Origin of the sequence: Chryseobacterium aquifrigidense, from assembly GCF_006716485.1 — a bacterium.
Lineage (GTDB): Bacteria > Bacteroidota > Bacteroidia > Flavobacteriales > Weeksellaceae > Chryseobacterium > Chryseobacterium vietnamense.
In genome coordinates, this window is sequence record NZ_VFPD01000001.1 from 921,980 (window position 1) to 943,800 (window position 21,821).

Annotated in this window: 18 protein-coding genes; 9 read left to right on the top strand and 9 right to left on the bottom strand. The window is 37.0% G+C overall.

What is annotated here, in order from left to right; translation table 11 throughout:
• Positions 1 to 94: 94 nt before the first annotated feature.
• Together serC and FB551_RS04100 are read right to left on the bottom strand one after the other, a co-directional pair.
• Positions 95 to 1,159, bottom strand: a complete 1,065-nt coding sequence (gene serC / locus FB551_RS04095; protein WP_142015325.1) for a 3-phosphoserine/phosphohydroxythreonine transaminase — start codon at positions 1,157 to 1,159, stop codon at positions 95 to 97.
• 111 nt (positions 1,160 to 1,270) lie between these two features.
• The gene (locus FB551_RS04100) at positions 1,271 to 1,621 is read right to left on the bottom strand and encodes a 4Fe-4S binding protein (protein WP_034698512.1); all 351 of its coding nucleotides are present in this window, start codon (positions 1,619 to 1,621) and stop codon (positions 1,271 to 1,273) included.
• Positions 1,622 to 1,680: 59 nt separating this feature from the next.
• On the opposite strand from FB551_RS04100, the gene FB551_RS04105 reads away from it, so the two are divergent.
• Genes FB551_RS04105 through FB551_RS04115 form a run of 3 tightly spaced genes read left to right on the top strand, consistent with a single transcriptional unit; the run spans position 1,681 to position 3,927 of the window.
• Positions 1,681 to 2,715 carry an acyl-CoA reductase gene (locus tag FB551_RS04105; RefSeq protein WP_142015328.1) on the top strand — a complete coding sequence of 345 codons (1,035 nt, stop codon included), beginning with the start codon at positions 1,681 to 1,683 and terminating at the stop codon, positions 2,713 to 2,715.
• Between the two features lie 47 nt (positions 2,716 to 2,762).
• Positions 2,763 to 3,200, top strand: coding sequence for a peptidylprolyl isomerase (locus FB551_RS04110; protein WP_226798615.1), 438 nt, complete (start codon positions 2,763 to 2,765; stop codon positions 3,198 to 3,200).
• A 37-nt stretch (positions 3,201 to 3,237) separates the two neighbouring features.
• Positions 3,238 to 3,927, top strand: a complete 690-nt coding sequence (locus FB551_RS04115; protein WP_142015333.1) for a Bax inhibitor-1/YccA family protein — start codon at positions 3,238 to 3,240, stop codon at positions 3,925 to 3,927.
• Positions 3,928 to 4,913: 986 nt separating this feature from the next.
• Here the strand turns inward: FB551_RS04115 and FB551_RS04120 are convergent.
• The 5 genes from FB551_RS04120 to FB551_RS04140 all read right to left on the bottom strand — a co-directional run bounded on the left by FB551_RS04120 (position 4,914) and on the right by FB551_RS04140 (position 10,531).
• Positions 4,914 to 5,162: a DUF6952 family protein gene (locus FB551_RS04120; RefSeq protein ID WP_002980002.1), complete on the bottom strand. Its 249-nt coding sequence runs from the start codon at positions 5,160 to 5,162 to the stop codon at positions 4,914 to 4,916.
• Positions 5,162 to 5,470 (bottom strand): thioredoxin family protein, encoded by a 309-nt coding sequence (locus FB551_RS04125; RefSeq protein ID WP_034698499.1) that lies wholly within the window; start codon positions 5,468 to 5,470, stop codon positions 5,162 to 5,164. Before FB551_RS04125 ends, FB551_RS04120 begins: the two co-directional genes overlap by 1 nt.
• 113 nt (positions 5,471 to 5,583) lie before the next feature.
• On the bottom strand, positions 5,584 to 6,216 hold the full coding sequence (locus FB551_RS04130) for a peroxiredoxin (RefSeq protein WP_034698496.1): 633 nt from the start codon (positions 6,214 to 6,216) through the stop codon (positions 5,584 to 5,586).
• A 148-nt stretch (positions 6,217 to 6,364) separates the two neighbouring features.
• Entirely contained in the window at positions 6,365 to 9,304 is a 2,940-nt protein-coding gene (locus tag FB551_RS04135) for a M16 family metallopeptidase (RefSeq protein WP_142015336.1), read from the bottom strand.
• Positions 9,305 to 9,337: 33 nt separating this feature from the next.
• A complete protein-coding gene (locus FB551_RS04140) occupies positions 9,338 to 10,531 on the bottom strand; it encodes a pyridoxal phosphate-dependent aminotransferase (RefSeq protein WP_142015339.1) in 1,194 nt (397 codons plus the stop codon).
• 239 nt (positions 10,532 to 10,770) lie between these two features.
• Here FB551_RS04140 and FB551_RS04145 point away from each other — a divergent pair, with 239 nt between their 5' ends.
• From FB551_RS04145 to FB551_RS04170, 6 genes are all read left to right on the top strand, one after another.
• Complete coding sequence (locus tag FB551_RS04145; RefSeq protein WP_142015342.1) at positions 10,771 to 12,108, top strand: M20/M25/M40 family metallo-hydrolase; 1,338 nt, start codon at positions 10,771 to 10,773, stop codon at positions 12,106 to 12,108.
• Between the two features lie 98 nt (positions 12,109 to 12,206).
• On the top strand, positions 12,207 to 12,842 hold the full coding sequence (rsmG, locus tag FB551_RS04150) for a 16S rRNA (guanine(527)-N(7))-methyltransferase RsmG (protein WP_047431370.1): 636 nt from the start codon (positions 12,207 to 12,209) through the stop codon (positions 12,840 to 12,842).
• A 62-nt stretch (positions 12,843 to 12,904) separates the two neighbouring features.
• Positions 12,905 to 13,309, top strand: coding sequence for a hypothetical protein (locus FB551_RS04155; protein WP_142015345.1), 405 nt, complete (start codon positions 12,905 to 12,907; stop codon positions 13,307 to 13,309).
• Complete coding sequence (locus FB551_RS04160) at positions 13,309 to 13,845, top strand: DUF922 domain-containing protein (protein ID WP_142015348.1); 537 nt, start codon at positions 13,309 to 13,311, stop codon at positions 13,843 to 13,845. Before FB551_RS04155 ends, FB551_RS04160 begins: the two co-directional genes overlap by 1 nt.
• Complete coding sequence (locus FB551_RS04165) at positions 13,842 to 16,529, top strand: PD-(D/E)XK nuclease family protein (RefSeq protein WP_142015350.1); 2,688 nt, start codon at positions 13,842 to 13,844, stop codon at positions 16,527 to 16,529. The genes FB551_RS04160 and FB551_RS04165 overlap by 4 nt, the downstream gene beginning before the upstream one ends.
• Before the next feature lie 167 nt (positions 16,530 to 16,696).
• Positions 16,697 to 19,060 carry a patatin-like phospholipase family protein gene (locus FB551_RS04170; RefSeq protein WP_142015353.1) on the top strand — a complete coding sequence of 788 codons (2,364 nt, stop codon included), beginning with the start codon at positions 16,697 to 16,699 and terminating at the stop codon, positions 19,058 to 19,060.
• A 99-nt stretch (positions 19,061 to 19,159) separates the two neighbouring features.
• Here the strand turns inward: FB551_RS04170 and FB551_RS04175 are convergent, their stop codons facing one another.
• Positions 19,160 to 20,299 (bottom strand): cytochrome-c peroxidase, encoded by a 1,140-nt coding sequence (locus FB551_RS04175; protein ID WP_142018064.1) that lies wholly within the window; start codon positions 20,297 to 20,299, stop codon positions 19,160 to 19,162.
• Positions 20,300 to 20,305: 6 nt separating this feature from the next.
• Positions 20,306 to 21,820 carry a DUF6850 family outer membrane beta-barrel protein gene (locus FB551_RS04180; protein ID WP_142015356.1) on the bottom strand — a complete coding sequence of 505 codons (1,515 nt, stop codon included), beginning with the start codon at positions 21,818 to 21,820 and terminating at the stop codon, positions 20,306 to 20,308.
• Position 21,821 lies beyond the last annotated feature (1 nt).

Here is a 21,821-nt window from a genome sequence, read left to right on the forward strand (position 1 = left end):
GTTAGATTGAAGATGTCAGAAGCTAGATTTTGAGGTCTGTTATCCGACATCTGTTGTCTGATATCTTTTTATTTTTTCGGTCGCCTAATATAAGCTATTTTATTGACTTCATTACATCCACCAAAACCTGTACACTTTCGATAGGTAAAGCATTGTATAAACTAGCTCTGTACCCGCCTAAGCTTCTGTGTCCGTTTAATCCACTGATTCCTGCCGCTTTCCATGCATTGTCAAATTCTTCTTTTTTGCTTTCGTCTGTAATTTTGAAAGAAACATTCATCAATGAACGGTCTTCTTTTACGCAGAACGTTTCGAATAACGGATTGCTGTCGATTTCGTCATATAAAAGTTTTGCCTTAGCTTCGTTTCTCTGTTCTGCAGCCGCAATTCCTCCATTTCTTTCAAGATACTGAAGGGTAAGTAAAGAAGCATATACAGGGAATACCGGTGGTGTATTGTACATAGATTCTTTAGCAATGTGCTGAGAGTAATCGAGGATAGAAAACATATTTTCTCTTCCTGTTTTACCAAGGATTTCTTTTTTGATAACCACTAAAGTAACTCCTGCAGGTCCCATATTCTTCTGAGCACCGGCGTAGATCAGGTCAAATTTAGAAAAATCAAGTTGTCTTGAGAAAATATCAGAACTCATATCACATACCATCAGTGTATCCACTTCCGGGAAAGATTTCATTTGAGTTCCATAAATGGTGTTGTTGGAAGTACAGTGGAAATAATCGTATTCTGCACCTACCGTATAATCTTTAGGAATAAAAGAATAGTTTTCTTCTTTTGAAGAACCTACTACCTCTACTGTTCCTACTTTTTTTGCTTCTTTAATGGCTCCGGCCGCCCAAGTTCCCGTATCCAGGTAAGCTGCTTTTCCTCCTACTTTCATCAGGTTGTAAGGAACCATTGCAAACTGCAGGCTGGCACCACCTCCTAAATAAAGTACTTCATAATCATCACCAAGATTCATCAATCTTTTTACAATGGCACGCGCTTCGTCCATTACCGCAACGAAATCCTTACTTCTGTGGGAGATTTCAAGAAGAGATAATCCAATACCGTTAAAGTCAAGGATAGCCTGTGCTGATTTTTCAAAAACCTCTTGTGGTAAAATACATGGTCCTGCGCTGAAGTTGTGCTTTTTGTTCATATTTTTATTTTTTGGGTGCTTCGGGAATTGAAATATCCTTCTGCTTTATTTTGATTTAATTGGATTTTGGGTTAAAAAAAGCCGCCTCACAGATCATGAGACGGAATTTTTTTATTCGCCGTGTAAGAATGCTTTTTTATTAAGAAGAGCTTCTTCAGATTCTACGTGATCTTCATCAGGCACACAGCAGTCTACAGGGCATACAGCTGCACACTGAGGTTCTTCGTGGAATCCTTTACATTCTGTACATTTATCTGTTACAATGAAGTATACATCATCACTTACGGGTTCCTGTGGTGAATTGGCATCTACAGTAAGTCCTGACGGCATCGTAATAGTACCTTGAAGAGCCGTACCGTCAGAAGCTTTCCAATCTACAGCTCCTTCATATATTGCATTGTTTGGGCATTCCGGTTCGCAAGCCCCACAGTTAATGCATTCATCAGTTATTTTAATAGCCATCGCTAATTTTTTTTAAATTTGCACAAAATTACAAAATTTTACCCAATTTTAAAGTAATTATGAATACCGAAAATCAAGTTTTAGGACTTATTAAATTAAGTGGTTATATAAAAGCGTTTTTAGCGAAGAAACCGGAGGATCACAATGAAGATGATTCTGATATTGAATTATTATTAAAAAGATCTGAAATAGAGAATCCATGGTTTACTATTGATAATCAGAAATTTGCTTTGCAGCAATGGACAGATCTTCTGACTGAAGAAAATATCAAAAACTGGCTTGGAAATTATTCAATCTCTAAAATTTCTAAAAGAGTTGGACTTATTTTAGCCGGAAATATCCCTTTGGTAGGATTTCATGATGTCATGTCTGTTGTTTTAAGCAATCACATTCCTGTCATTAAGCTGTCTTCAAAGGATAAGTATATGATTCCGTTTTTATTAAAGAAGTGGAATGAGTTTTCCAATGAGAATGTAGCTTTTGAATTTGTTGAAAAATTAGAGAATTTTGATGCAGTTATTGCTACCGGAAGTAATAATACGGCAAGATATCTGGAATATTATTTTAAAAATCATTTAAATATTATTCGTAAGAACAGAACTTCTGTGGCGGTGTTGAAGGGAGATGAAACGGATGAAGAACTGCAGCTTCTGGCAAAAGATATTTTTCAGTATTTTGGATTAGGATGCAGAAATGTGACGAGAATTTTCATTCCGCAGGATTTTGTAATTGACAGGCTGTTTGAAAACTTTCTAGGATTCCAGGATATTATCAATCATAATAAATATGCCAACAATTATGATTATAACAGAGCCGTTTATCTTTTAAATCAGGATAAATTCTGGGATAATAATTTTGTAATGCTTAAAGAGGATGACAAGCTGTTCAGTCCACTTTCTGTAATCAATTTCAGCAGATATGAATCATTGGATGATGTAAAAATTTTCATCGCTGAAAATGAGGAAAATATTCAGTGTGTCGTTGCAAAAGAAGAGGTAGGGTTTGATGCAATTCCGTTTGGAGAAGCGCAAAATCCGGGGCTTGATACCTATGCAGATAATGTGGATACAATGAAATTTTTAGAACTGGTCTGATTTTCGTATCTTCCATCACTTATTTCACCAGAACAAAAATGAATACTATGAAAAAATTATTGCTGGGACTTGCTCTTGTGGGCGGACAGTTGATTTTTGCACAGAAAGTAACAGGTGCAAAGGTTGAAAGCAGTCCCAAAAAAGAGCAGCAGGCTAGTATAAGCAAGGAGAAGGTTAGTTTATATAACGATAACTTCCTTAAGTTTGTTGAGGCTTTACAGGCTTCCGACCGTACAACCAGTGATGGATTACTTTCTGAAAAAGTGAAGGAAATTGTTACGGATGATGTTCTTAAAAAAGTCAAAGAGGGTATTGATCCGAATAAAAAGCTTGAAATCTTAAAAGCAGGATATTATAAAACGATGGATGGCACCAATCATCCAAGTATCAAATATAAATATGCGGGAGAGTCATCTTCGAAAGAGGCTATTACCGCTGTATTTGAGGATGATGGTAAAATTCTGGGTGTGCTGCCAGCGAAATAGATCAAATGTATTTTCGATTAACTAAAAAATATTAACTATGATGACAGATGTTTTAGTCGCTCATTCTTCGGACGTGGAGAAGGCGAATTTTTACAAGAAGACGTATTTGCATGTTGCATTATCTATTCTTGCATTTATTGGAGTTGAAACGATATTATTAAAAACTGTTCCGGCAGAGCTTATTGCAATGATGTTTGCACAGAGATATATCTGGCTGCTGATTATCGGGGTCTTCTGGCTGGCTTCTGTTTTAGCCTCCAAATGGTCACTTTCACAAAGTAAATCTACTCAGTATCTGGGATTAGGATTTTATATTTTATTGGAAGCAATTATCTTTTTGCCTCTGCTTTTTATTGCAACCAATATGACAGGTGGTTCAAACGTAATCTTCCAGGCGGCTACTTTAACGATTGCGATGTTTGCTGGTATTTCCGCAGTGGCATTCACTTCTAAAAGAGATTTTTCCTTCTTAAGAAACATCATTCTAATCGGTGGATTTATTTCCATTGGACTGATTGTGGGAGGAATGATCTTTGGTTTTAACCTTGGATTGTGGTTCTCAGTTGGAATGGTGATTTTAGCATCAGCTACCATTCTGTATCAGACAAGCAAATTAAAAGACTCTTATGGAACTAACCAATATGTAGGGGCAGCATTGCAGCTTTTTGCTTCGATTATGCTTTTATTCTGGTATATTCTAAGTATTCTGATGAGCAGAAGAAACTAATTGATCATTAGATTTTATCTTTTTAAAATATAGTCCCGGTGATTCTTCATCGGGATTTCTTTTTTTAACACAAATTGCACTAATGGTTTCACAAATAAGCACAATTTAATGATGTAAATAGGAACGAATATTTTGCAGAAACTTATGAATATCCCACAGATTCCACAGATTCCACAGATTCCACAGATTGACACGGATGATTGTGTATATTTATTTGTGAAGGGATATTTGTGTTACTTGTGTTTAAAAATTAAACACTAATTGCAAGAATGATTTCACGAATAACACGACTTCAATAATATCAGTAGGAACGGGAAGTAATCCTGAGCCTAGACGAAGGAAGCCCGTTTTACTTTAAATAAATCTTTTCCAATGGCTTTAGCCGAAACTTATAATAATTTTAGAAATATTTTTTAACCACGGATTTCACAGATTGACACGGATGATTGTGTACATTTATTTGTGTTATTTGTGAAGGGATATTTGTGTTACTTGTGTTTAGAAATTAAACACAAATGTCACTAATGTTTTGACGAATAAACACAATTTAATAATATCAATAGGAACGGGAAGTAATCCTGAGCCTAGACGAAGGAAGCCCGTTTGACTTTAAATGAATCTTTTCCAATGGCTTTAGCCGAAACTTATAATAATTTTAGAAATATTTTTTAACCACGGATTTCACAGATTGACACGGATGATTGTATATATTTATTTGTGAAATTTGTGCAAAAACATTTGTGTTATTAGTGGTTTAAACCAAACCCAAAAAATCCTGATGAAAATATCACCCGGATTTTAATTGGTTATTCTTTACAATTTTTCATACAACTTCCAGCCTCATGTGACCGGTTACAGTCCTTTGAAGTACATTTTACAGTTGAAATAAAGATTCTAAAGAATAGAAAAAAGTATAGTAATGAGGAAAACCTCAGGTATTGTATATTGTGTTTTTTTAATCTTTTGATCAGAATAATCGCAAGATATTATTTGTCGATTGATCCTAAAACCTTCTGAGCAAAAGAGTTTAAAGCATCTTTTTCGCTCATTCCGTTCTGTACGTTGGCGTGAACTTCCAGAGCTCCGCAGATGTTGGTGATCAATTCTCCTGCAACATTAAGGTCTTCTTCACTTGTTCCTCTGAATTCACAGAAACTTTCCAGTACTTCCAATGTTTTTTCAAGGTTTTCAGGAGTCTGATTCTGATAAAACTGTCTGATTACGGGTAATTTCATTATGCTAGTTCGTTAAAAAGGTTAATTAAACTTTCTGCCTGGTTAGATTGAACCTGGTTGACCAATTCTCCATTTTTAAAGATGGCGAAAGTAGGTAAGTTGTCTACTTTTGCTAATTTTCTGCTTTCAGGAAGCTTTTCAGCATCTACATACAAAAATGGAATAGAATCATTTTCAGATGCTAATTTTTTAAATTTCGGCTTCATGATTCTGCAGTTTCCGCACCATGTTGCGCCATATTGAACAACTACTTTTTCGTTGTCGTTAACTATATTTTGTAATGTATCTTCGGTTAATTCTGTGTACATGATTGTAATTTGAAAATTTGTTAATTTGAAATGTACTAATGCTTTGTAAAGAAGAAAATGAGATAATTTTTGATAATTCTCCAATTATCTCATTTTCAAATTAACACATTATATTAGTTCTTCGCTAAGTATTCTGCTGTAGAAGTTCTGTCAGCTTTCATAGCGTCTTTTCCTTCTTCCCAGTTTGCAGGACATACTTCACCGTGCTTTTGTACGTGGGTGTAAGCGTCGATTAATCTTAAGAATTCTTTTACGTTTCTACCAAGAGGCATATCGTTTACCGCTTCGTGGAAGATTTTTCCAGTTTCGTCGATAAGGTAAGTTGCTCTGTAAGTTACGTTAGAACCTGTGAAAACTTCGTTTCCATCTTCATCATATTCGAAATCCTGATCAACAATTCCCAACGTGTTAGCCAATTGTCTGTGAGTATCAGCTAAAAGTGGGTAAGTTACTCCTTCAATTCCTCCGTTATCTTTTGGTGTGTTCAACCAAGCGAAGTGTACTTCGTTAGTATCACAAGATGCACCGATTACTTTAGTGTTTCTTTTTTCGAACTCACCTAAAGCCTCCTGAAAAGCGTGAAGCTCAGTTGGACATACGAAAGTGAAATCTTTAGGGTACCAGAATAAAAGAACTTTTTGCTGGTTGTTTACTGCTTCATCAAGGATGTTGATTCTTAAATCGTCACCCATCTCAGACATTGCGTCAATTGTTAAATTTGGGAATTTTTTTCCTACTAAAGACATAATTTTTCTGTTTTTATATTTAAATTTCTTATGCAAATATATAAAAGATTCATCTATCGAACAAACTAAAATCGATAAATAAAATCTATAATTGTTTTTGGTGTGTTGTTAAATAAAAAAGCCCTGAGAACAGGGCTTTTTGTTTATTTTAATAACCAAATATTTCAGTTAGATTAAGTTTTTTTACTTCGCCTAATTTGTTCATATCGGCCTCATTCACTTTGTCTTGAGAGGCAACAAGACAGTAGGTGTAGTTTTTATTCTTCATTTCCTTGTCATGGAATGAGTTGATGTCTGTGAAAGATAGTTTGGGTGCCTGTTCATAAACATTCTTTCTCATATCAAAGTTGTTTCCAAGCTTTTGAGATTTCAGATAAGAGAAGATGATTCCGTCCTGAGTAATTCTTTCAGAAGCAATTGATTTTTTCAATCCGCTTTTCGCTGTTTCGAATAACTGCTCAGACTTTGGAAGGGTAGTTAAAAGCTCATTCATAGCCGTTGTAGACTCATTGAATTTGTCCGCTTGTGTTCCTACATAAGCCATAATCATGTCCTTATCTGTTTTCTTGCTTGGAAGTGCAAAATAAGAATACGTAGAATAAGCCAGCGCTTTGGATTCTCTGATGGTCTGGAAAACGATAGATCCCATTCCGCCTCCGAAATAGTTGTTGAATAAACTTACTGTTGGAGTCGTAGAAGGATTGTATTGGTCAGAATTTCTTACCCAGAACACTTCAGCCTGTACCATGTCATAATGAGCAAACAATACTTTGTTCTTATCAGTCGGGATCTGAGCGAAAGTTTTTGATTTAGGAAGATCTTTCAGGGTGGCAGGAATTTTGTGGATAGGTTTCAAAGCTGCTACCACTTCATTTCCTGATTTTGGTCCGTAATACAGTACTTTATGTTTGAAATTGAACAGATCATGAAGAACATTGATCAAGTCTTCTGCTTTTAAAGCATCAAGTTCAGCATCGCTCAGTACATTGTTGAAAGGATTCTGAGCACCATATTGAGCATAACTTCTCAATCCGGCCATGATTACTCCTTTATTCTGTTTTGCATTGGCTCTCGCTTTTTTCAGCCTTGTTTTATAAGCATCAAGAGCAGCCTGATCTGCCTGACAGTTTTTAATCAAATCTTCAAATAAAGAAATGGTTTTATCAAAGTTTTCATTCAAACCTTCCAGTGATACGTAAGTTTCCTCGTTTCCTGCACTCACATTGAAGCTTGAGGCAAGTTTATAGAATTCCTTACTGATGATTTCCGAAGATTTGTCTTTCGTTCCTAAGTACTGAAGATATTCTGCCGCCAATGGAAGGATTTTGTTATTCCATTTTCCTGAATCAAAGTGATAATACATTCTGAACAAAGCGTTGTCTGTATTTTTTACAGAAAGTACATCTACAGCAGCCAATTTGTTTTTAGCAATATCTTTGTCATAATTCAACCATACCGGAGCGATAGGGTTTTCTGGCATTTCATCAATCTTTTTAAGGAAAGGAGACTGGTCTTCTCTGTTAACGGAAACCGGAGTAATGGTTGGCTTATCAACTTTTACAATGCTCTTATCTTCACCTTTTCTTTTGTAAACTGCAACGTAATTATTATTCTGAAGGTATTTGGATACGAAATCCATGATATCTTTTTTCGTCAGTTTTGAAATCTCATCAACATACTCAAGCGATGCTTTGTGGTCAACCTCCGAAGTGAATTCGTCCATCAGGATGCTTGCTCTTGAAGAATATTTTTCATCTTTCTGAATAATACCTTTCTTCTCATTGTTAACGATAGACTGAATAAGATCATCAGAGAAGTCTCCTTTTCTTAATTTATCAATTTCCTGAAGAAGAAGATTTTTCACTTCATCCAGAGACTGTCCTTCAGTGGGTTTACCCTGTAAAAGCAGAACGGAATAATCCTTCAAGGCATATGCTCCGGCAGTAGCACCCAGCAGCTTCTGTTTTTTTACCAGATCAAGATCAATCAATCCTGCCTGTCCGTTGGTAAGCATATTTCCAACAAGATTCAGCATTCTGGCATCTTTGGTGGAAGCTCCCGGAAATCTGAAACCAAGCATTACGTTTTCAGGATTCGGTCCTACTACTTCTTTTACAACTGGAGCGGTGATAGGTTTTTCCTGCCCGACTTTATATTCGGGAATGGCTTTAGGCTTCATATAAGAGAAAGCCTTATCAATTTTTGCAATCACTTCATCCGGATTAAAATCTCCGGACATGATGATTCCCATGTTATTCGGAACGTAATAATTGTTATAATATTCTCTGATAGCGTGTAGAGAAGGGTTTTTCAGGTGTTCAATGGTTCCGATGGTGGTTTGCTTTCCGTAATTGTTATTAGGGAAAAGATTGGCAAACATGGTGTCGAAAACTTTATCTCCGTCATCATCAAGAGATCTGTTTTTTTCTTCATATACCGCTTCAAGCTCTGTGTGGAAAAGTCTCAGAACCGGTTCTCTGAATCTTTCAGCCTGTACAGCAAGGAATTTGTCAAGAACATTCGCAGGCACATCTTCTGTATATACGGTCTGTTCAAAAGAAGTGAAGGCGTTAGTTCCATCAGCTCCCATACCCGCCATCATTTTATCGTATTCATTTGCGATTGCAAATTTTGCTGCCTCTCCGGAAACCCTGTCGATTTCTTTATAGATTTCTTTTCTTTTGGCCTCATCCTTGGTCTGATTGTACTTTTCGTACAGAGCATCAATCTGATCTAACATAGGTTTTTCTTTTGCCCAGTCTTTAGAACCAAACTGATTCGTCCCTTTGAAAAGCATGTGTTCCAGATAATGAGCAAGACCCGTGTGATCTGCAGGGTCGGTTTTACTTCCTGCTTTTGTTGCGATATACGTTTGTATTCTTGGATCCTTATTCGTAGGACTTAAAATAACCGTTAGTCCGTTTTTTAAAGTGTAATACCTTGCAGAAGTAGGGTCATTGGTTACGTATTTGTACTTGTAGCCATTGGAAGTAGCCTCTTTCCATTGGAAATCCTGGCCAAAAGCATATCCTGCGAAACTTGCAGCAGCAATACTTGTAGCGATGGTTAGTTTTTTTAACAGATTCATTGCTGTTATGTTTTATTTTGGGTTATTAATTTATTAATTGAATTTCTCCAATAAGTCTTTAATTCGTTTCATCGCTTCTCTTAAATCATCCTCAGAAGCAGCATAGGAGAACCTGATGCATTCCGGACTTCCAAAAGAGAATCCACCTACACATCCAACATGAGCATTTTCCAGAAGGAACATGGCAAAGTCGTCAGAGTTTTTAATTTCTGTTCCATCAAGAGTTTTTCCAATGTAGTACGAAATATCCGGGAAGAAATAGAAGGCAGCCTTTGGAAGGACCACTTTGAATCCTGGAATTTCTTTGATCAGTTCATAGACAAGATCTCTTCTTTTTTTGAAAGCATCAATCATGTATCTGTATTCAGAAGGATCTGTTTTCAGGGCAACAATAGAAGCTCTTTGTGCTACCGTATTAGCCCCGCTGGTCATCTGTCCCTGTACTTTTTCACATGCTTTTGCCAGCCAGTCCGGACATGCAGAATACCCGATTCTCCATCCGGTCATAGCAAATGCTTTTGACATTCCGTTGATTACAGCTGTCTGTTCATAAACTTCCGGAAACTGAGCAATCGAAGTGGTATTAGTTTCATAATTGATATACTCATAAATCTCATCAGAAATTATTGTTATCTGTGGATATTTGGCAATTACTCTGGCAATAGATTTTAATTCGTCATAAGTATAATATCCTCCTGACGGATTACACGGTGAGCTGAAAAGGACTGCTTTGGTTTTCTCTGTAATAGCTTCTTCAAGCTGTTCTGCAGTCACTTTGAAATCAGTAACATAAGAGGTAGGAAGCATTACAGATGTTCCGCCCATCATTTTTACCATTTCATCATAGCTTACCCAGTAAGGTGCAGGAAGAAGAACTTCATCACCATCATTGATAATAGCTGCCAAAACATTGATAATAGCCTGCTTAGCTCCATTGGAAACACAGATCTGAGTAGGTTTGTATTCCAGATTATTATCTCTTTTTAATTTATATGCAATAGCCTCACGCAGTTCCAGAAATCCGGGAACAGGAGAGTAGTGGCTGTAGTTTTGATTAATGGCATCGAATGCTGCCTGTTTGATGTTTTCCGGAACATCGAAATCCGGTTCGCCAAGAGTTAAGCTGATCACATCTATTCCGCTGGCTTTCATTTCTCTGGCTTTGTTAGACATTACAAATGTCTGGGAGTATCCTAATCTTTTTACTCTATCTGAAAGTTTATCCATTGTATTTTTTTGAATTTTAACAAATATATAATAAAAACGTCTTTTGGAGGTAATAAAAGTAAGGGTACTTTAAAGATTTTTGTCAGGTTTTGACAAAATTCCGATGTTGGAAACTTATTCAATTTCTTAGTAAATAGGTGTAGTTAAATAAAAGTAATCTGAACAGGAGGTCATAAATAATAAAAAAAGTCCTTCTGAAGCTTAGTGTTTTGTATCTTTAACCATCTAAGATCTGTCCTATGAAATATTCTGTTTTCTTATTGCTGATTTCGTGTTCTCTGTTCTCCCAAAGGCATTCAAAAGATGATGAAGTGAAAAGATATGTCTCACAGGTGAATGAGGATTCATTGAAATCATACATCGGAAAGTTGGTAAGCTTTGAAACCAGACATACCTTAAGTTCGATAGATGATCCAAAGAACGGAATAGGTGCAGCAAGGAACTGGGTGATCAGAAAATTCAGTGATTATGCTAAAAATTCCGGCGGCAGAATGGATGTGTATCTTCAGCAGGAAGATCTTCAGCCGGATGGAAAACGAATTGATAAAGCGGTAAATCTTGGCAATGCTGTTGCTTTTCTGAAAGGAACAGATCCAAACGACAAGAGAGTTTTCCTGATCGGAGGACATCTCGATTCAAGAGTTACTGATGTAATGAACAGAACTTCCAAAGCGCCTGGTGCTAATGATGATGGCAGTGGTGTAAGTGCTGTGATAGAATCGGCCAGAATATTGAGCAAATCTTCATTTTCGGCCTCTGTTATTTTTGTGGCCTTTTCCGGAGAAGAACAATCATTGCTGGGTTCTAAACAATTGGCTGAAAAAGTCAAAAAAGAAAACTGGCAATTGGAAGCGGTTCTGAATAATGACATGATCGGCAATCCCAAGGCAGGAGAAACGGGGGAGGTCAACAACCGTGTACTTCGTGTATTCAGCGAAGGTCTGCCTTACAAAGATCTGGATAAAAAAGCGATGACAATCAGAAATCTTGGTTTTGAAAACGATAGTGAGTCCAGACAGCTGGCCCGTTATATCAAAGAAATTACAGAGCAATATGTAAAAGGATTGGAAATCAAACTGATTTACAGAAATGACAGGTTCTTGCGGGGAGGAGATCATACCAGCTTTGTGAATAACGGATTTCCTTCTGTAAGACTGACTGAATATTATGAAAATTATGATCATCAGCATCAGGACATAAGAATTGAAAACGGTAAGCAGTACGGTGATCTTCCCGAGTTTATCGATTTTAAATATCTGAAAAAAAATGTTGCAGCCAATATTGCCGTATTGGCAAGTCTTGCAAAATCTACTTCAAAACCGGAGAAAGTTGAAATGGATGTGAAAGAGCTGACAAATTCAACAACTTTACATTGGGAAAAACCAAAATCCGGAATACCGGCAGGTTATTATGTGCTGGCAAGGGAAACGGACAGTCCGGTGTGGCAGAAAAAAATGTTTACAACGGAGCTTTCTATGAAGGTTCCGCTTTCGAAAGACAATTATATTTTTGCTGTACAGAGCGTGAATTCATCAGGAAATCTGAGTGTACCTGTTATACCGGGAATTGCAAAATGATGGATTTTGCTGAAAACCAGAACTTACAGCCTGATCAGAAAAAGTAGATTTGAATACAAGAGAAATAAAACTTATTTTTGCGCTTTATAATAATTCACATGTCTGCATCGTTACTATTAAAATATTTCCCGGATCTTACTGAAAAACAGAAAGAACAGTTTTCAAAACTGGAAAATCTGTACAATGAATGGAATGAAAAGATCAATGTAATTTCCAGAAAAGATATGGAATCCCTGTATGAAAAGCACATTCTGCATTCTTTGGGAATTGCAAAAGTGATGGAATTTGCACCGGGAACCAAGGTTTTGGATATCGGAACCGGCGGTGGTTTTCCGGGAATTCCTTTGGCGATCCTGTTTCCTGAAACAGAATTTACCCTGATTGATTCCATCGGTAAGAAAATCAGTGTGGTACAGGCTGTATCAGAAGGAGTAGGATTAACCAATGTGACGGCTATCCATGGAAGAGCAGAAAAGCTGAAAGAAAAATTCCATTTTGTGGTCAGCAGAGCGGTAACCCAAATGCCTGAATTTTTAAGATGGCTGAAAGGGAAGTTTGAAAAAGAACAGTTTAATCCAAAACATAACGGAATTTTATATTTGAAAGGCGGTGATCTTGCTGAAGAGCTTGCCGGACTTAAATGTGAAATTTTTAATCTCAAACACTATTTTGATGAAGAATTTTTTGATACTAAGAAAGTAGTTTATGTATCAAAAGGTAATTTTAATTCCTGATTTTTATGTAAATAAGGAATAATTTTTGCTAATGTTTGTTAATAATCAGAAAAGTAAAGGTTATGAAAAAACTTTTAAATATTGGACTTTCAGTATTCGTATTGGGCGTGCTTCTGGTTTCGTGTAATGATGATGATTATCACACCATTGAATCTATCGGTAAAATCAAAATAGACAGCGTAAAAATTGTCAATGATACCATGGATGTTTTTGCCATGCAGAGCATCAAAACTTATTCCACGTATCCGTCTCATTGTGAGGGTTTTTACGGATATGATTATGTTTATAATACCAATCTCGAAAGAACGGTTACTTCTTATAAATACATCACCAACGGCCCTTGTACACAAGGAAATTACGTAGGAGCCAATCAAATCAACTTCAGTCCTCAAAGAAAAGGTACTTATACTTTTAAATTCTGGAATGGAGGAAATAACTGGATTACCAAAACAATTGTAGTGGAATAATGAGATTGACTTTTGTAGTATGTTTATTGGCAGCACATGCTGTATCCGGACAGAAAATTATCTGGGAAGAAGGCAGAAAATTGACGTGGGAGAACTTTAGAAGCCCGGTTAACAGGAAAAAGAATCCTGACGTGGCAGCATACACCCATTGTGGCTGGGAATTTTATTCTGAAAAATCTTCTGATCCGAAGGCTCCGGTCAAGATTACCATTAAGACTCTGTTTCATGAGGATAAATCGTGGAAAGATGTCAAAAAAATGGATGATTATATTCTCCTTCATGAGCAAAAACATTTCTATATTGCAGAATTATTTGTGAGAAAATTCAGAAAAGCAGTCGCTGAAAAAATCAAAAATTCAGGAGACTACAACAGATATTTCAAAGCAATTTATGATGGGATATCCGCTGATTATAAAAACTTTCAGATGGCCTATGACAGAGAAACCCGTCATGGAATAGATAAAGAAAAGCAAACCGAATATAATCAGTCGATTTCTGAACAACTAGATAACTTAAAAAGCTACCAAACCCTTTGAAATTCCTCAATAAAATCATCCACGAACTGCTGGCACAAAACACTGACCTTTCTGCGTTTAATATTATTCTGCCCGGAAAACGTCCCATTGTTTTTATCAGACAGATCCTGGAAGAAAATAATTATTCAGGGTTTCTTCCCAACTTTTTTACGATAGAGGAACTCATCAATAAAATTGCTGATCAACAGACTATTCAGGGGATTCCGTTGTGGCTTTTCTCTTTTGATGTGTACCGGAGCCTGAACCTTATTCCAAGAGATGATTTTTCAGATTTTCTGAAATGGTTTCCCACCTTACAGAAAGACTGGGATGATATTCTCAAATTCTCAGATAGCGATCAGGCGGTTCTGCAGTATATGTTTGACGAGGAAAGGATCAAAGAATGGGCTCAGGACCTTGGAGAGGACGATGATGTCCCAAGAAAAAAGTTTCTTAATTTCTGGCAGAATATGAACGTTTTTCTCCCTGTACTCAAGGAGAGACTGCAGGAAAGAAACTGGGCAACTTCCGGAATGATTCACGAGGCGGCTAAAGCCAGGATTGCAGACTTCGCTAAAAATACCAGGGAAGAATTTGTTTTTTGTGGTTTCAATGCCTTTACTCCGGTAGAGGAAAAGCTTGTAAGAAGCCTTTTGCAGTGGAATAAAGCGCAGTGCTTCTTTCAGGCAGACCGTTATTATTTTAATGATGAAAGACAGGAAGCCGGAAAGTTTCTCAGAAATCATAAAACCTGGAAAGAATTTGATGATGACAGAGCTTTTCAGTGGATAGAAGACGATTTTAATCAACCTAAAAAAATTAAGGTGTACGAAGTGTCCGGGAATGTAACCCAGACCAAAGTATTACCTGAGATCTTTAAAGAGATCAATAATAAAACCTATTCCAATACAGCAGTGGTACTGCTGGATGAAAATCTTCTTCCTGCCAGTCTTGATGTAATGCATGGGGTTGATAATTTGAATATTACAATGGGATTTCCATTGAAAAATTTATCTTTCTCCAATGCCGTGAAACGTCTTTTCTACCTGCAGAAGCAATTGGAAAAAAATAAAATGTCTTATTATTACAGAGATGTTTTTCCTATTTTGGAAGAACTGCCGAAATCTGTAGAAGACGAACAGATTATTAATGATTTTAAAGCCAAAGTAGAAGAGAGGAATATTGTGTATATTTCCAGGAAACTTTTACATGAACTCCTGAGCGGGCTGTCTTATTATGGTCTTCTTCAAAAAGCAACTGGAACCAACGGTTATCTGGATATGCTTATTGAGTTCTGCCAGCAGGTAAAATGGCTCGAAATAGATGATATTCAGTATGAGAATGTCTCTCACTTTGAAAATGCTTTCAGAATCATTAAAAACCAGCTGACTCCTTACAATATTGAGATCAAAATGGAAACGCTGGAAATCCTAATCAACCAGCATATCAATTCTGAAAGTATCGACTTTCAGGGAGAACCTCTGAGAGGGCTTCAGATTATGGGATTGCTGGAGACGCGTCTCCTGAACTTTGAAAATGTGATTCTGCTTTCTGTGAACGAAGGAAAACTTCCGCTGGGAAACTCACAGAATACCTATATTCCTTTTGATATCCGAAGATTCTTTGATCTCCATACTTTTCTTGAAAATGACAGCATTTATGCCTATCACTTTTACAGGCTGATTCAGGATGCGAAGAACGTACATTTGCTGTACAATGCTTTAAGTTCCGGAGTCAATACCGGAGAAAAGAGCCGTTTCATTACACAGATCGAAATGGAGAGTTCTCATGATATCGAACATCTCATTATTGAAAATTCTTCAGAGCCTATTACCACCAAACCCATAGAAATTGCGAAGACGCAGATCGTACAGGAGCGCCTGCGAAAATGGAAGGAAAAAGTATCCGCTTCCCACCTGACGAGTTACCTTTATAATCCTATTGATTTCTACCTTTCCAAGATTTTAAACACTTCGGAAACAGATGAGATTGAAGAAGAATTATCGATAAAGAATTACGGGAATCTGGTGCATTATTCGCTTCAAGAAGTGTATGAGGTGTTAAAAGGTAAGGTTTTAAAAGAAAGCGATTTAAAGAATTCAGTTGAAGCGATAGATCAATACATAAATATTGCTATTGAGAAGTTGAAACACCAGCCGGAATTCTACGAAAAAGGAATGAATTTTATCCATAAGGCCATTGCTAAAAAGGTCATTGAGAATGTATTGAATCATGATCTTGAACTTATCAGGCAGGGCAATAAACTGGAGATCATTGATATTGAAAGAAGGTTCGAAAATATAGATTTTCCTCTTGAGGGGAATGATAAAATTTCTTTCTTCGGGTTTATTGACCGGATTGATAAACTGAACGGTACTCTAAGGATTATCGATTATAAAACAGCCAAAATTAAAAATCTTACTGTCAAGATTGATCAGGATAATGTAGATGCATATTTTCATAACAGCGACAGAAAGCAGGCCCTTCAGCTTTGTATTTACCATTACGTTGTTCAGCACCTTCCTGAGTTTTGGGGATTCCCCATTGAGACAGGAATATGGAGTTTTGCAGATGCTAAAAAGGGAATGGTTTCATTACAGTTTGATAAAGGAAATATTGATGATGCCATGAAATCTGTAAAAAGCCTTATCCTTGAAATCCTAAATCCGGATATTAATTTCGTGGAAACGATAAAAACGTATTAAAATTTTTTAGGATTACTATGTTTTTTTTCTTTTTTATTCTTAATAAATAAGCTGGATTAGAATTGTTTACTTCACGAAATGCAGTGATAAAGCAGGTAACTTTTTGTGTATCTTTACTACTTATTAAAAACTTATAAAGTTTAAATCAGATACATTAAGCAGCTCCAATGAAAAAGATCCTGATATTTTTAGCTATTGCTTTCTCTCTTATTATCAAATCTCAGCAAAAGAACGATTCCCTGAATATTGCCCTTCAGAATGTGACCAAAGACACAAAGTTTGGTCTTGCTCTCAGTGGTGGTGGTGCAAAAGGGTTCGCACATATCGGGATTTTGAAAATGATTGACTCATTGGGAATCAAAGTTGATTATATTACAGGAACCAGTATGGGAGGAATTCTGGGTGGATTATATGCAATGGGATATAATGCTGACCAGCTGAAGCATACGATCTATAAAATGGACTGGAACAGGATTTTAAGCAATAAAATTCCCTATAATAAAGTCAATATCAGTGAGAAAGACGAATATGATAAATATATCCTCGAATTTCCTGTAGTCAAAGGCTTTCCGACTCTCCCAAGCTCGTATATTGAAGGGCAGTACATGGGAGAAGTGCTTAATACGTTAACGTTCAACGCAAAACACATCAATGATTTCAGTAAACTAAGGATCCCTGTGCAGCTTACTTCTTCCGATATTGAAAACGGAGGGCTTGTGATGCAGAAAGAAGGATCATTACCGTTGGCTATTCGTTCTACATTGGCAATTCCTGCCGCTTTTGCTCCTGTTTATATTGATGGGAAGCTTCTGGTGGATGGAGGTCTGGATCGTAATTATCCCGCTAATGAAGTTCGTGAGATGGGTGCTGATTTTGTGATAGGAGGCTACACTGGTTTCAGGCTTTTTACAAAAAAGGAGATTGAAAATCCGATGAAGATGATTTATCAGACTCATGCCATCCGCTCCGTGGAAGACTTTAAACATCAAAAAGCACTCTCTGATATTCTCGTAGACTTTGTAGATCCATTGGGAGAAATTACCACGAAGGATTTTGCCAGATTCAGAAAGATTATCAAAATAGGAGAGGCTGAAGCGAGAAAACATCTTCCTGAGTTTGTTGCTCTGGCAGAAGCTCAGCGAAAAGCCGGAATCCAATATGAGCATACGATGATTGAAGAGGTGAAGCTGCCTACCACAAAATTTACTTTTAACGAAGAAGACGGAACGCCTATTACTGATGCGGCAGAAATTGAAGTACTGAAAAAGCAAATGGGGCTTACAGAAGGGAAGTATTATGATGCAAAAGCTGTGAATGAAGCCATAGACCGTGTATTTGGAATGCGCCAGTATGTAAAGGTGTATTATACCTACACCAATGTAGATGATGGGCTTGTGATGAATGTATTTGTGAAAAGAGCGAAAAAAGGAGCATTTAAACTGGCACTGCACTATGATACGGAACAGTCTGTGGGGATTATTGTCAATTATACATATAGAAACATTCTCCTGAACAGATCAAGATTCCTTGCTACGGTGGATATTTCCGAACGTTTCAAAGCTAAACTTGCTTATCAGCAGTTTCTGGATAGTGGAGAGCGTCTATGGCTGGATCTGGAAGCTAAGATGATTCATCTTAAAAGTAACGACCTTAATTTCAGGTTGTATGATATAAATGAAGATGGGGGTGACCGTTTTCCTAACCATATGTATCGTAACATAACCGGAAAGATTGCATTGAATTATAATATCAATCCTAATTCTTATCTATCTCTGGGAACAGAATTCAGTACGGAAAGAATGTACAGCTTACTGGATAAGGTAGATCAATCGAAAGTAGATAATTACAGCAAGAAGCTGTATAACCACAGTAATTTCAATACTTTCCTGAAATTTGAACAGAATAATCTTAATAAAAGATATTTTACAACAAAAGGGAATCATCTTCAGGTGAGTACAAGATTTTACTACGGAGATCAGTATGAACTTTATGATCTGAACACCGTGCAGCCTCTCCTGTATCTGATCCTTAATCCGAAAGAATCTTATTATTCCGAACCTAAAAACCTTGTTTCATTTACATTAAATGAGAATTTTTTCTATCCGATCACCAGAAGGCTTACAGTAAAGGCTAATGTATTTCTGGGAGCAAGTTTCGGATCAAAGAAAGATGATCGCGTTCCGTATCTGTTTTTGAATCAAAAGTATAACCTGGGAGGCAGCGAATACAATTATGATCTGTTAAGCCCTGAATTTAATGGTCTTCGTCAGAAAGAGCTTCCGATGACTTCGGTGGCCAAGGCGGCCATTTCATTTCAGTACAGAATTATGAAAAAACTCTATCTTACCCCTTCGTTCAGCTATGGAAAGGTAAGCGAAGAACTTTCTCCTTTTAACGATAGTTTTGATATGTTTGGGTACGGATTGAACCTTGGTTACGAATCTCTTATCGGTCCTATTGGTTTGAATATTTCCAGAAACAGTCAGCTAGATTTTTCAAGGATTTATTTCAGTATAGGATTCAAGTTTTAAAGATCAGTTAAAAAGATAAAAAAATCCTTTTATCTAAATAGGTACTTTAGGTAAAAGGATTTACTGTTTTTAGGATCAGTTATTTATTCTGTTTTAAATCTATTTTCTTGGGATTTCCGGTCTCGGCATTTTATAATAGCTTCCGGACATACTTTTTAAAAATGCAACAATGGCATCCATTTCCTGTTCATTCAGATGTAAAGGCTTTATCAGATGATCAGTGACCGGAAAATTAGGGTCAACTTTCTTTTCTTCCGGAGTGGGATTAATCATCTGCATACCGCTGTTGTATAAACTGACAATGCCATGCATATCATCCATCAATCCGTTATGCATCCATGGAGCAGTATAATCAAGATCTCTCAGCGAGGGAGTTTTAAATTTACCTGTGTCATCTGAGTTTTTGGTGATATGATAAAGTCCCAGATCTTCATACTCCCGTTTGTAATAGGTGAGTCCTATGTTGTGGAAAGATTCATCGGTAAGATTTTTTCCATAGTGGCAGTTCATGCATCTTGCTTTGGTACGGAAGAGATGCATCCCGTAGATTTCCTTATCACTCATGGCTTTATAATCGCCTTTAATGAACTTATCCAGTTTGCTGGGCTGACTTCTGATTGTTCTTTGAAAAGTAGCCAGCGCCTTAGCTATTTTATCAAATGTTATTTTATCAGTGTGATAGACTTCTTTAAAAATCTGTCTGTATTCTTTCACTTTTGATAGTTTTCCGGCCAGTTTTTCAGGTTTCATGTTCATTTCGTTATGAGCGGAAATAGGTCCTACAAGTTGTTCTTCCAATGTTTTGGCTCTTCCGTCCCAGAAATAGGAATGGCGGTCTGCAATATTGAAAAGCGACTGTGTATTCCTTTTTCCCTGCAAATGATCAGTTCCCAGTGCCACTTCCTGGCCGTCTCCCCAGCCCAGTTCAGGGTTGTGACAGCTGCTGCAGGACACCTGGCTGGATGATGATAATTTGGGATCAAAAAAAAGTTTTTTTCCAAGCATAACTTCGGGTAACTCCTGCGTGTCATAATAATTGGAATCCCATTCTATGGCTTCAAATTCTTTCCAGTTGACCCCAGTATCCACTGTAGGTTTTGGCCAGTATTTTACAGGTTTTTTATATTGTTCCACAGCCTCTCCATAATCTACCTGGTACTTTTGCAGGGTGTGCTGCATAAAAAACAGGGAAATTCCTGCCAGAACAACGACTAATTTAATATCTGAAAATTTTATCATCATGTGTTAAAATATACTTCCTATACTCATGGCAAACAAAGTATTGCTGCCATTGTTAAAATTACTATAAATCATCTTACCTCCCACGAAAGCATTTTTCACTACAGGAAAGCTAAAATGAAAATGAATATCAAGTTTTGCCTGCCAGAAATCCGAAGACTGGAAGGCATAATTTTCCTGAAGCATAGCATTGATAGATGGCTTTCCGGAATTGTTGAAAAGAGCATCTTTCTGATAGACATTGGCAGCTGAAAGTCCTGCTGTAACAGATAATGTCTGTAGATTTTCGAAAGTTTTCAGCCACTGATAATCCGCGCCATACGTCAGTTTACTTAATTCTATTCTTGATAATGGACTGCTGTATTTTTCTTTTTCCTGGACCCATCCAAAGAAGGGGAGCAGAGACGATTTTGCCTTTTCATTTCCCACCTGTATAAGCCCTTTGAAAATAATAGTATTGATCTTATGGTTATATTTTTCCACACTTCCGATCTGTATATAATTTCTTGAGTTTTCATTCAGGAAGAGGTTTTCTGTTCCTTTTCTCTCTGTGCTGTTTCCTTCGGCAGAAATTCCCCAGACTGTTTTTCCTGAATCAAAGAATTTTCCGGCTGAAAAGGTAAACTGCTGTTCATTAATTTTTGAGGCATTGAGATCTGTATATTCTGTCAATAGCTTATCAAGATTAAACTTTTTAAGACCTATATTCAGATACCAGTTTCTGTTGTCTGCTTCAAAGATCTGTAAACCTCCGCCGTAAGACCAGCCTTCATAATAGGCCTGACGAAGTTTTCCGGAAAGCAGCTCATTGTAATTTCCCAGTCCGCTCATGTTATAAATCATCGGATATCCTTGATTACTGACGAAGCTCAAATAATGTTTCTGAGTATATTTTTCAGCATTTGCATACACTCCGATTCTGAACTTCTCCAGGATCAGTTTATCGGCTCCCATTGCCAAAGAAAAGTAAGCGGCTGTATTCTTGGGTCGGGGATCTATATCTCTGTAACTCAATGTTGCCTGATAACTTCCTGCTATTCCTAAAGTGTAAGTATTTACCTTCCTGGAATAGCCTCCTGAAAAGCTATAGTTTTCAAACTTCATATCACCACCCACACTGTCGGCGGCCACATAAGGGTAAATGAGGTCATAATCTGAATTTTCGTTCCATACCACCTGCTTATTTTTTCCTTGTGTGTAAGAAGCATTACCCCAGACGGATGTTTTATCATTGAGTTTCTGTAAGCTGTAGACCTCCGCACCCCATAGGTTTTTTCCCCTTCCTTTTTGCTGCAGCTGGTTGGGAGTGTTACTTTTTTCTGTCAATATAGTAAACCTATTAATGCTGTATTTCCTTGCCCCTGAATAGCTGGCCGGGTTAACGGTAATGCTGTTTTTAATAAGTCTTTCAAAGCTGTATTCCTCACGTAATTTTTCTATGATAGTGTCATTAATCTGAGCATGCATTCTTATTCCCGAAAAGGAAGTGAGCAGAATAGATATGGAAAGAAAATACTTCATT

Coding starts and splice junctions, on each gene's coding strand:
- serC (WP_142015325.1), bottom strand. CDS start 1,159: ATGAACAAAAAGCACAACTTCAGCGCAGGACCATGTATTTTACCACAA.
- FB551_RS04100 (WP_034698512.1), bottom strand. CDS start 1,621: ATGGCTATTAAAATAACTGATGAATGCATTAACTGTGGGGCTTGCGAA.
- FB551_RS04105 (WP_142015328.1), top strand. CDS start 1,681: ATGAATACCGAAAATCAAGTTTTAGGACTTATTAAATTAAGTGGTTAT.
- FB551_RS04110 (WP_226798615.1), top strand. CDS start 2,763: ATGAAAAAATTATTGCTGGGACTTGCTCTTGTGGGCGGACAGTTGATT.
- FB551_RS04115 (WP_142015333.1), top strand. CDS start 3,238: ATGATGACAGATGTTTTAGTCGCTCATTCTTCGGACGTGGAGAAGGCG.
- FB551_RS04120 (WP_002980002.1), bottom strand. CDS start 5,162: ATGAAATTACCCGTAATCAGACAGTTTTATCAGAATCAGACTCCTGAA.
- FB551_RS04125 (WP_034698499.1), bottom strand. CDS start 5,470: ATGTACACAGAATTAACCGAAGATACATTACAAAATATAGTTAACGAC.
- FB551_RS04130 (WP_034698496.1), bottom strand. CDS start 6,216: ATGTCTTTAGTAGGAAAAAAATTCCCAAATTTAACAATTGACGCAATG.
- FB551_RS04135 (WP_142015336.1), bottom strand. CDS start 9,304: ATGAATCTGTTAAAAAAACTAACCATCGCTACAAGTATTGCTGCTGCA.
- FB551_RS04140 (WP_142015339.1), bottom strand. CDS start 10,531: ATGGATAAACTTTCAGATAGAGTAAAAAGATTAGGATACTCCCAGACA.
- FB551_RS04145 (WP_142015342.1), top strand. CDS start 10,771: ATGAAATATTCTGTTTTCTTATTGCTGATTTCGTGTTCTCTGTTCTCC.
- rsmG (WP_047431370.1), top strand. CDS start 12,207: ATGTCTGCATCGTTACTATTAAAATATTTCCCGGATCTTACTGAAAAA.
- FB551_RS04155 (WP_142015345.1), top strand. CDS start 12,905: ATGAAAAAACTTTTAAATATTGGACTTTCAGTATTCGTATTGGGCGTG.
- FB551_RS04160 (WP_142015348.1), top strand. CDS start 13,309: ATGAGATTGACTTTTGTAGTATGTTTATTGGCAGCACATGCTGTATCC.
- FB551_RS04170 (WP_142015353.1), top strand. CDS start 16,697: ATGAAAAAGATCCTGATATTTTTAGCTATTGCTTTCTCTCTTATTATC.
- FB551_RS04175 (WP_142018064.1), bottom strand. CDS start 20,299: ATGATAAAATTTTCAGATATTAAATTAGTCGTTGTTCTGGCAGGAATT.
- FB551_RS04180 (WP_142015356.1), bottom strand. CDS start 21,820: ATGAAGTATTTTCTTTCCATATCTATTCTGCTCACTTCCTTTTCGGGA.